Raw genomic sequence first — 10,111 nt, forward strand, 5'->3', positions numbered from 1 at the left:
AGTAGGGGATCAGCTTGCCCAGCAGGAGCTCCAGCGCGCTGACGGGCGTGGAGAACAGCGCCTCCATGGTCCCGCGCTCCCACTCGCGGGCCACCACCAGGGCCGTGAGCATCGTCCCGATCAGGGCCATGATCACCGCCATGATGCCCGGAATGAGCGAGTACCGGCTCTCCAGCTCGTCGTTGTAGCGGAAGTGAGGCTCCACGGCGATGGGCAGCGACGTGCGCGACAGTTCTCCTCCCCATTGGAGGATAGTGGCCAGCGTGTAGTTCTCCGCAAGGGCGCCGGAGTTCGGGTAGCTTCCGTCCGTCAGCAACTGAAGGGTGGCCTTTCGGCCCGAATTTTGATTCAGGTTTTGACTTAACAGGTTTTGATTGAAATAGAGGGCGGCGGAAGTGCCCTGGGGGACGATCAGGACGCTCTTGAGCTCTCCCGTAACCAGAGCCGGCAGGAGCTCCTGCCGTGACGCGGCGAGGCTGGGGCTGAAGTAAGGGTTTGCGGCGAACCGTCGGGCCAGGTCCCGCGCCGGCTGGCCGCCGGCCTCCAGCGCGATCCCAAGACGGATTTCGCGGGCGTCCAGGGAGAGCCCGTAGCCAAAGAGAAAGAGCAGGGTGAGCGGCAGCACGAACGCGATGACGATGCTGCTGGGGTCCCGCACGATCTGAAGCGCCTCTTTTTTCGTCAGAGCCCAGAGCCTTTGAGCGAACATTCGGTCCCATCTCCTTGACTTGAAGATTTTTCGGAAAGGTCGGCTCGCACGTTTGGGGGCCTGCCCCAGCGGGCGCGGACGCCCTGTCCTCTCAACGTCGTCCCTCAACTTAATTATGATAGCACTTCGATTTTGAAATCCCATACGCTGCTGTAACGATAAACCCCCTGCCGTGGGGTGCCGTAGTGCTTCTCATTCCGCAGCTCACCAGCCCGCAGGCCCGTCGACCTTGAAGCCTGTCGGCAGTGCGCCTTGCCCATGGCTGCACCCTCGGTGCAAACTCGCAGTGTCTTTTCCCGCTCATCTATGATAAGGTAAATCCAATGGGTAGAGCCGGGTGTCGATAAGAGTTTTTTAGACGGAGCCGCAACGGGCAGGAGACAGCAATGTATCTGAAATGCCGTGTGCTTCAACAGGCGAGGGTCGGCGCGGAGGCCTTCGCGCTCGACCTCGATGTGCAGGATATGGCCGGGCTCTCCCGCCCGGGGCAGTTCGTCATGGTCCGGTGTTGGGAGGGCGACGATCCCTTCCTGATGCGTCCGTTCAGCATCAACTCGGTGGACAGAAAGAATGGGGTCATGACGTTGCTCTATCAGGTCAGGGGTTGCGGAACCAGCCTCATGGCCGCTCTGAGGCCGGGCGACAGCGTCGCGGTCCTCGGCCCGCTGGGGCGGGGTTTCCCCGTTTGGGAAGGTGTCTCGCGGGTCGCCCTCATCGGTCGGGGCATGGGGATCGCGCCGCTCCTTTTGCTGGCGCAGGACTACGCAGCCCATGGTACGGAGCTGCACGTCTACCTCTCCGCAAGGAGCGAGGAGGGCCTGTTCAACCGATCGCAGTTTGAGCGCCTTGGGGCCAGGGTGACGACGACGACGGCCCCCTCCCTCAACGTCACGGACCGGATGGCGGAGGACTGCCGCAGCCTGAAATTTGACGCCGCCTATTCCTGCGGTTCCCGTCGCCTCGGTCTGGGCATGAAGGAGCTGCACCTCAAGTACGGGTTCCCCGCCTACGTCTCCCTCGAAGAGCACATGGCCTGCGGCCTTGGAGCCTGCAAGGGGTGCGCCTGCAGGACGCGACGCTCCGAGGCGGGGGGAGGGTACGCCCTGGTGTGCAAGGACGGTCCGGTCTTCGACGTGGACGAAGTGCTGTGAGACGGGGGACGACGATGTCGGAGCTCAAGTATCGGACGGATCTGTCGGTGAAGGTCGGCGGCATCACCTTTAAGAATCCGGTCATGCCGGCCTCCGGAACCTGGGATTGTTTTGAGAACAACGCGGGCCTTTTCCCCATGAGCGAACTCGGCGCGGTCATGGTCAAGAGCGTTCATCGCCTCGTGCGGCAGGGCAACCCACCGCCGCGCATCGCAGAGGTGACGGGCGGCATGATCAACGCGGTGGGCATCCCTTCCATCGGCATCGAGGCCTTCATGACACAGGAGTTGCCGCGCTATGAAGGCATCGGTGCTCCGGTCGTCCTCAGCATATCGGGCAATCGAAAGGAGCACTACCGCGAGGCCCTGGAGATTGTCGCCAACGATCCGCGCATTGCAGCGGTGGAGCTCAACCTCTCCTGTCCCAACATTGGCACGGGGTTGGCCTTCTCCTCCACCCCGGACGTCCTTCGCGAGACCCTGAAGGCGGCGCGGGAGGCGACCCGGCTCCCGATCTTCGTGAAGCTCGCCCCCAACGTGACCGACATCCGCGTCAGCGCGAGGGTCAGCGAGGAAGAGGGGGCGGACGCCGTCACCATCGCCAACACGTGGCGCGCCATGCTGATCGACGTCGAGACGCGCTCCCCCGTCCTGAGCAACGTTTCAGGCGGCATGTCGGGGCCGGCCGTGAAGCCCCAGACCTTGTTCCTGGTCTGGCAGGCCAGCACCGCAACGGCCATTCCGATCATCGCAAGCGGTGGGATTGCGCGCTGGCAGGACGCGGTCGAGTACGTTCTCGCGGGGGCGTCGATGGTGCAGGTCGGCAGTGCAAACTTCCGAAATCCCGCGGCCATGATCCAGGTCATCGACGGCATAGACCGCTACCTTGCGGAGCACGGCTACAGGGCACTCTCCGAGATACGGGGGCTTGCCCATCAGAGCCGTGGGATTTCCTGAACGGAGGCAGGAGGGAATCATGCAGCACAGCGTTTCGGAGATAAGGTACTGCGGAGAGCTCTTTGAGGCCTTTTACGACGTGGGGAGCACGAGGGAAGGAGGGGTCACGCGGCTTGGGTACTCGGCCGTCGAGGACGAGATGCACCGCTGCTTCGAGGCCCTCGCCAGGGAACTGGGGTGCCGCGTCTTCGCGGACGAGGTGGGCAACACCTTCGCGTCCAACGGGGAGGAGGGGGACTACTACCTGCTGGGCTCTCACCTGGACTCCGTCGTCGATGGGGGGCGGTACGACGGCGTCGCGGGCGTCATCGCCGGCCTGATGGTCGTCAGGCGGCTGCGGGAGGAGGAGGTCCGAATCCCCATCAGGGTCGCGGCCTTTCGGTGCGAGGAGTCCAGCAACTTCGGGCTCTGCACCATCGGCTCCGGCCTGATCGCCGCTCAGGAGAAGTACGCCTTGAACGTCGGGAGCCTGAGGTCGCGGGACGGCGAGCGACTCGACGAGATATTTCAAAAGCGGGGGCTGTCCTTCTCCCCGAAGAAGATATCAGGGATAAAGGAGTACCTGGAGCTGCACATCGAGCAGGGCAAGGTGCTGGAGGAGACGGGAACGGAGGTCGGCATCGTCAGCACCATAGCGGGGCCGCGGCGTTTTCGGTTCATCCTGCGCGGCATGGCGGAGCACTCGGGCGCCACCCCCATGGGCCTGAGAAACGACGCCCTGTGCGCCGCAGCCGAGGTCATCCTGGCCGTGGAACGGATCGGGCGCGAGGAGGCGGCGAATCAATCCGTCGCGACCGTCGGCGTGGTGGAGAACCGCCCAAACGTCCTGAACGTGATCCCTGGCGAGGTGGCGCTGGGCATCGACCTGCGCGGCATCGAGGAGGATAGCCTGGACCGGATGGAGCAGGCCGTTCGCTCGAGGGCGCAGGACATCGCCAAAGGCCGCGGTGCGGCCTGCCTGGAGATGAAGATCAGCAGCGTTTCGCCCGTCGCCATGAGCTCTCGCGTTCAGCAGGGGCTGGAGCGAGCGGCATCACGCCTTAAGATCAGCTCAAGGAACATGCCGAGCGGCGCAGGACACGACGCGATGTTGTTTGCCGCGCTGTGCGACACCGGCATGGTCTTTATTCCCTGCCGGCACGGCGTATCTCACAACAGGAAGGAGTTTGCCTCGCTGTCCAGCATCTGTGACGGTGCAGCGGTGATCTGCGAGTACCTGAAAGGAGAAGCGGTATGATCCTGATTCAAAACGGGAGGGTTATCGACCCCAAAAGCGGCCTGGACGAGGTTCTGGACGTCATCGTCCGGGACGGTCGGATCGCCGGCATGGGGAAGTACGCGAGGGGCGGGGAGTTCACGGAGGTCATCGACGCCGAAGGCTGCATCGTTGCGCCGGGCCTGGTGGACACGCACGTACACTTTCGCGACCCAGGGCTCACCTACAAGGAGGACGTTGCGACGGGGGCGGCGTCCGCCGCGGCGGGCGGCTACACGACGGTCATCTGCATGGCGAACACGAAGCCGCCGTTGGACGACGCGGAGGCGCTGAAGGACCTCAGGCGGCGCGAGTCGGACCTCCCCATCCACGTCCTGAACACGGCCTGTGTGACCCGCGGCATGAAGGGGCAGGAGCTGACGGACATGGACGCCTTGAAGGCCGCGGGGGCGATCGGCTTCACGGACGACGGCCTGCCCATCAAGGACGTCAAGCTGATGATGAGGGCGCTGGAGCGGGCGCGGGAGCTCGGCGTGCCCATCAGCCTGCACGAGGAGGACCCGGACCTCATTGGAAGCCCCGGCATCAATCAGGGGAGGGTATCCAGGGAGGTCGGAGTGCCCGGCGCCCCTGCCGTCGCGGAGGAGACGCTGATGGCCAGGGACTGCCTTCTGGCCCTGCACACCGGGGCCAGGATCAACATCCAGCACCTGAGCTCCGGCGTGTCCGTGGAGGTCCTGCGCCTGATGAAGAAGCTGGGCGCGGACGTCTGGGCGGAGGTCACGCCGCAGCACTTCTCCCTGAACGAGGAGATCGTCCTGGAAAAGGGAACGCTGGCCAAGGTCAACCCCCCGATTCGGACCGAGGAGGACCGATACCAGCTCATTCGCGGGCTGAAGGAGGGCGTCATCGACATCATCGCAACGGACCACGCGCCGCACGCCTCCGAGGAAAAGGCCAGGGACCTCATGGACGCCCCCAGCGGGATGATCGGCCTGGAAACGGCGCTGGCGCTTGGGATCACCAACCTGGTGCGAAAGGGGCACCTCACCCTGCTTGAGCTTCTGGAAAAGATGACCGCAAAGCCTGCGGAGCTCTACGGGCTCTCCTGCGGCAGCCTCCTGGAGGGCGGGGATGCGGACCTGGTGGTCTTTGACGAGCGGGAAAGGTGGACCGTGGGGAGCCACTTCTTCTCGAAATCCTCCAACTCCCCCTTCACGGGCATGACGCTCTACGGTCGGGTAAAGTACACGCTCTGCGGCGGCAGGGTGGTCTATACGGATGGAAAGGACGTGAGGTAAACATGAAGCAAAAGCTGTTTGGTTGTGTCTTTCTGGTGCTGCTCCTGCTGGGGGCGCTGCCGCTGTCGATGACCTGGGGGGATCAGGGGTACCTCTTCGGGTGGCTGCCCGTGGCCTTGGCGTACTGGTGGGCTCTCATGGTCGTGAACCTGGCCTTTGTCCTCCTGGTCTGTCGGGATTTCGTGAGAAGCAGCAAGAAAGGGGGAAAATAAGGCATGAACACAGGAGTGTTGAGCCTCGGAGTGATCGTCCTCTACCTGGTGGCGATGCTGGTCATCACCGTCATCCATGGGCGCCGCAAGAAGAAAGCCTCCGCGCTGGACTTCTTTCTTGCGAACCGTGGGGTGAACTCCATCCTGCTGCCGCTCACTATGATCGCGGCCATGCAGAGCACCTTTGCCTTTCTGGGGTCGCCCGGAATGTACTACACCCACGGCATATCCTTCATCGTCCTCGTCCTGAGCCAGGTCTGGGTGGCGCTGATGGTGGTGTACTTCGGGAACAAGATTCGACTGCTGGCCAACGAGCGCGGCTACATGTCCCTTGGGGACTACCTGGAGGACCGCTTTCAGAGCAGGTATCTGAAGGTTATGGCGGCCTGCGTTTCCGTGCTGATGACCATGATCTTCCTTGCGATGCAGTACGTGGGCAACGCGCGCGCCATGAGCGTGGTGAGCAGCGGGGCCATCAGCTACAACGCGGCGATCCTGGTCAGCGTGATTTTCTCCCTGCTCTACGTCCTGATCGGAGGGGCGGGCGGCGTCGTGCTGCTGGACGCCGTACAGGCCGTCATCCTGCTGACCGGCATCGTCCTCGCGGCGTGGGTCGCCCTGGTCCCATCGGGAGGCATCGTCAACCTGTTCACCCAGGTTCGCCAGACGGCCCCGGAGCTCCTGTCGCGGCCCGGCCTGAAGGGGCTGTACACGGACAAGTACTGGGTGATGCAGTTCATCGTCCTGCCGTTCGGGATATGGCTCTGCCCTCACGTCTGGAACAAGTCCCTGATGGCGCGGGACGAGGAGGCGCTGGCACGGTCCGCCATCAGCATTCCCATCTCGCAGCTCCTGATCTACGGCTTTTCGACGCTGTTCATCGGACTTGCAGGGCACATCCTGGTGAGCGCCTCCGAGGTCCACGCTGCGGACAACATCTTGCCGATCCTGATGCTGAAGTACTCCAACTGGTTTATTGCGGCGCTGATCATGGCGGCGGCCATCGCGGCCGGCATCTCCACCATCAACGCCATGCTCCTCGTGAGCTCGCAGCTCGTCTCTCAAGACCTCATCCTGCTGACCCGAAGGGGCCAGATCTCCAATGAGCAGAACATGCGGATATCGCGGATCATCGTGTTCGTGGTCGCCGCGATCTGCGGCCTGATCGCGCTGAAGCCGCCCGCAACCTTCGTGCAGGTCATCCAGGACGTGGCCTATACGGGCCTTGCGCAGCTCGCGCCCCCCTTCCTGCTGGGGATGTACTGGAAGAGGTGCTCTCGGCTGGGGGCCTCCGTGGGGCTGACGGCAGGGATCGCCATCCTGTTCGGCACGCGCATCCTGGGCGTTTCCCCGCTGGGGTGGCCGGGGTTCATGTGGGGTTTCTTCATCAACATCATCCTGACGGTCGTGATCTCCCTTCTGGGGAAAGAAGGGGAGGCGCCGACCGCCGAAGTGCGCTGACGGGAGCTGTGGGCTTGATTCAAACCGGGGCCGTCGAAATCCATCGACGGCCCCGGCTCGTACCTTGCTCCCGAGTGAGGGAGGCGGCGGACCTGCCGCGGCAGATCATTCCAACTCCCCCCTCATCGTGATGCTTCGTTGTTTTTTGCTCTCTGTGCTGGGCGGTTTCGTCGCTCAGCCGGCCCGGCGCCCTTCAGCGATTGAACGCGTGGACGCCTGGATAGACGGCCGCGTTCCCCAGCGCCTCCTCGATGCGCAGGAGCTGGTTGTACTTGGCGGTGCGCTCTCCCCTTGATGGGGCCCCCGATTTGATCTGGCCCGTGTTCAGGGCGACGGCGAGGTCCGCGATCGTCGTGTCCGCCGTCTCGCCCGATCGGTGGGAGACGACGGCGGTGTACCCCGCCCTGTGGGCCATGCGGACGGCATCCAGCGTTTCGGACACGGACCCGATCTGGTTCAGCTTGATCAGGATGGAGTTTCCGCAGCCCATCTCGATCCCCCTGGACAGGCGTTCCGTGTTCGTGACGAAGAGGTCGTCACCGACGAGCTGCACCTTCCCGCCGAGCTGTCGGGTCATCTTTTTCCAGCCGTCCCAGTCCTCCTCGTCCAGCCCATCCTCGATGGACCAGATCGGATACCGATCGACCAGAGCCTCCCAGTGGGCGATCAGCTCATCGGAGGTGAGGTCCAGGCCGGACTTCGGCTGATGGTAGAAGCCGACGCCCTTCTCGCTCTTCCACTCGCTGGACGCGGCGTCCATGGCCAGGACGAAATCGCGCCCCGGCTCATAGCCCGCCTTCCGGATGGCCTCAAGGATGGACTGAATCGCATCCTCGTCGTCCTTCAGGTCGGGCGCAAAACCACCCTCGTCCCCTACGCCCGTCGCACGGCCCCGCCCCTTCAGGATGCCTCGAAGGGAGTGAAACACCTCGGAGCACCAGCGGTACGCCTCGCGGAAGGATGGTGCTCCGACGGGCATGACCATGAACTCCTGGATGTCGAGGGAGTTGGCGGCATGGGCGCCCCCGTTCAGGATGTTCATCATCGGCACGGGGAGGAGGCTCGCGTTCACGCCCCCCAGAAAGCGGAACAGCGGCACCCCCATGGACTCCGCCGCGGCCCTGGCGCTGGCGATGGACGCGGCGAGGATCGCGTTGGCGCCCAGCCTGGATTTGTTGGATGTCCCATCCGCCTTCAGCATGGCGAAATCTACGGTGTGGATGTTCTGAGGGTTCAGGCCCCTCAGGACGTCGTTGATGACCGTGTTGACGTTCGCCACCGCCCTGGCCACACCCTTGCCGCCGAAGCGCTTTTCGTCGCCGTCCCGAAGCTCGACCGCCTCGAACTCTCCCGTCGAGGCTCCGCTGGGGGCGATTCCCCTCCCGACGGTCCCGTCCGACAGCACGACCTCCGCCTCCACGGTGGGGTTGCCGCGGGAATCCAGGATCTCCCTGCCCGTTACCTGCTCAATGGATGCATGTTTCAACATCGTTCTACGCGCCTCCTTAAACTGTTGTCCCCGTACCGCAATCCGGAAGGCCGCAGGGCAGTGGGCAGCAGTCTGCCCCGTGCCCCTGCGGCCTTCTTTCGGTCGTCAGGCGATCAGCAGTTTCAGGTCCTCGTCCACGGTGCCGATCCCTGCGATGCCGAAGTTCTTCACCAGCACGCCCGCCACGTTGGGGGACAGGAAGGCGGGGAGCGTCGGCCCAAGGTGAATGTTCTTGACCCCCAAGTAGAGGAGCGCCAGCAGGACGATAACGGCTTTCTGCTCGTACCAGGCGATGTTGAAGGCCAGCGGCAGCTCGTTGACGTCCTTCAGGCCGAAGACCTCCTTCAGCTTCAGGGCGATGAGGGCCAAGGAGTAGGAGTCGTTGCACTGCCCGGCGTCCAGCACGCGCGGTATGCCTCCGATGTCCCCCAGGTCCAGTTTATTATACCTGTATTTCGCGCAGCCCGCCGTCAAAATCACCACGTCCTTCGGCAGCTTGTCGGCGAACTCCGTGTAGTACTCCCGCGACTTCATCCGCCCGTCGCAGCCGGCCATGACCACGAACTTCCTGATGGCGCCGGACTTCACCGCGTCCACCACCTTATCGGCCAGCGCGAACACCTGCTCGTGTGCGAAGCCGCCCACGATGCTGCCCCGCTCGATCTCCTCCGGCGCAGGGCACGTTTTGGCCTGCGCGATGATCGCGGAGAAGTCCTTCACCTCGCCGTAGGCGCCGTCGATGTGCCTGCATCCGGGGAAGCCCGCCGCCCCCGTCGTCCACAGTCGGTCCTTGTAGCTCTCCGCCGGAGGGACGACGCAGTTCGTCGTCATCAGGATGGGGCCGTGGAAGCTCGCAAATTCCTCTTTCTGTTTCCACCATGCGTTTCCGTAGTTGCCGGCGAAGTGAGGGTACTTCTTGAAGGCCGGGTAGTAGTGCGCAGGCAGCATCTCGCTGTGCGTGTAGACGTCCACGCCCGTCCCCGCCGTCTGCTCCAGGAGCATCTCAAGGTCCCTCAGGTCGTGTCCGGAGATCAGGATGCCCGGGTTCTTCCTGACGCCGATCTCGACCTTCGTGATCTCCGGATTTCCGTAGGCTCCCGTGTTCGCCCGGTCCAGGAGCGCCATGCCCTCCACGCCGTGCTTGCCCGTCTCCAGCGTCAGGGCGACCAGGTCGTCCACCGTCAGGGCGTCGTTCAGCGTGCTCGCCAGCGCGTGCTGGATGAAGGCGTCCACGGCCTCGTCGTCCTGCAGCAGGGCGTTCGCGTGCTTGGAATAGGCCGCAAGGCCCTTCAGCCCATAGACGATCAGCTCGCGAAGGCTGCGAACGTCCTCGTCCGATGTTGCCAGGACGCCCACCTTCGCCGCCTTCGCCTCGAATTCATCCTTCTCCCCCTTCCAGGAGGCCGCTTCAGGCAGCCCCGACGCATCCTTGACGCGCGCCAAAAGCTCCTCCTTCAACCTCAGCGTCTCCTCGATTCGGGAGACGATCGCGTCCCGGTCGAAGTTCGCGTTTGTGATCGTGATGAAGAGGTTGAGCGTGATGCGGTGCGCGACGCTCGCGTCAACCGCCTGCCCCTCGCCGCGCAGGCGATGCGCGACCGCCGCGAGTCCCTTCG

Annotated in this window: 9 protein-coding genes; 6 read left to right on the forward strand and 3 right to left on the reverse strand. The window is 64.0% G+C overall.

Annotation, left to right across the window (positions count from 1 at the left end; genetic code table 11):
* Window positions 1-709, reverse strand: a 709-nt coding sequence (locus Q0629_RS00350; RefSeq protein ID WP_298777524.1) for an ABC transporter permease, incomplete at its 3' end; no start/stop codon positions are given.
* A gap of 404 nt (window positions 710-1,113) precedes the next feature.
* Between Q0629_RS00350 and Q0629_RS00355 the strand changes: the two genes are divergently transcribed.
* The 6 genes from Q0629_RS00355 to Q0629_RS00380 are packed head-to-tail and all read left to right on the forward strand — an operon-like array spanning window position 1,114 to window position 7,006.
* Window positions 1,114-1,860 carry a dihydroorotate dehydrogenase electron transfer subunit gene (locus Q0629_RS00355; RefSeq protein WP_298777526.1) on the forward strand — a complete coding sequence of 249 codons (747 nt, stop codon included), beginning with the start codon at window positions 1,114-1,116 and terminating at the stop codon, window positions 1,858-1,860.
* Between the two features lie 14 nt (window positions 1,861-1,874).
* On the forward strand, window positions 1,875-2,816 hold the full coding sequence (locus tag Q0629_RS00360; RefSeq protein ID WP_298777528.1) for a dihydroorotate dehydrogenase: 942 nt from the start codon (window positions 1,875-1,877) through the stop codon (window positions 2,814-2,816).
* 19 nt (window positions 2,817-2,835) lie between these two features.
* On the forward strand, window positions 2,836-4,053 hold the full coding sequence (locus Q0629_RS00365) for a hydantoinase/carbamoylase family amidase (RefSeq protein WP_298777530.1): 1,218 nt from the start codon (window positions 2,836-2,838) through the stop codon (window positions 4,051-4,053).
* Entirely contained in the window at window positions 4,050-5,333 is a 1,284-nt protein-coding gene (locus tag Q0629_RS00370; RefSeq protein ID WP_298777532.1) for a dihydroorotase, read from the forward strand. Before Q0629_RS00365 ends, Q0629_RS00370 begins: the two co-directional genes overlap by 4 nt.
* A gap of 2 nt (window positions 5,334-5,335) precedes the next feature.
* Window positions 5,336-5,545 (forward strand): hypothetical protein, encoded by a 210-nt coding sequence (locus tag Q0629_RS00375; protein WP_298777534.1) that lies wholly within the window; start codon window positions 5,336-5,338, stop codon window positions 5,543-5,545.
* A gap of 3 nt (window positions 5,546-5,548) precedes the next feature.
* Window positions 5,549-7,006, forward strand: coding sequence for a sodium:solute symporter family protein (locus tag Q0629_RS00380; RefSeq protein WP_298777535.1), 1,458 nt, complete (start codon window positions 5,549-5,551; stop codon window positions 7,004-7,006).
* Between the two features lie 193 nt (window positions 7,007-7,199).
* Here Q0629_RS00380 and eno read toward each other — a convergent pair whose 3' ends face one another.
* Window positions 7,200-8,495, reverse strand: coding sequence for a phosphopyruvate hydratase (gene eno, locus Q0629_RS00385; RefSeq protein WP_298777536.1), 1,296 nt, complete (start codon window positions 8,493-8,495; stop codon window positions 7,200-7,202).
* A 105-nt stretch (window positions 8,496-8,600) separates the two neighbouring features.
* On the reverse strand, window positions 8,601-10,111 hold a 1,511-nt coding region (gene hcp / locus Q0629_RS00390; RefSeq protein ID WP_298777538.1), incomplete at its 5' end, for a hydroxylamine reductase.

It is taken from the genome of uncultured Fretibacterium sp. (genome assembly GCF_938030725.1).
In the GTDB taxonomy this organism is placed as follows: Bacteria; Synergistota; Synergistia; order Synergistales; family Aminobacteriaceae; genus Fretibacterium.

What these genes read in the sequence shown, in the direction of transcription:
- Q0629_RS00380 (WP_298777535.1), top strand. Translation starts at nt 5,549, where the DNA reads ATGAACACAGGAGTGTTGAGCCTCGGAGTGATCGTCCTCTACCTGGTG.
- Q0629_RS00365 (WP_298777530.1), top strand. Translation starts at nt 2,836, where the DNA reads ATGCAGCACAGCGTTTCGGAGATAAGGTACTGCGGAGAGCTCTTTGAG.
- Q0629_RS00370 (WP_298777532.1), top strand. Translation starts at nt 4,050, where the DNA reads ATGATCCTGATTCAAAACGGGAGGGTTATCGACCCCAAAAGCGGCCTG.
- Q0629_RS00375 (WP_298777534.1), top strand. Translation starts at nt 5,336, where the DNA reads ATGAAGCAAAAGCTGTTTGGTTGTGTCTTTCTGGTGCTGCTCCTGCTG.
- Q0629_RS00360 (WP_298777528.1), top strand. Translation starts at nt 1,875, where the DNA reads ATGTCGGAGCTCAAGTATCGGACGGATCTGTCGGTGAAGGTCGGCGGC.
- eno (WP_298777536.1), bottom strand. Translation starts at nt 8,495, where the DNA reads ATGTTGAAACATGCATCCATTGAGCAGGTAACGGGCAGGGAGATCCTG.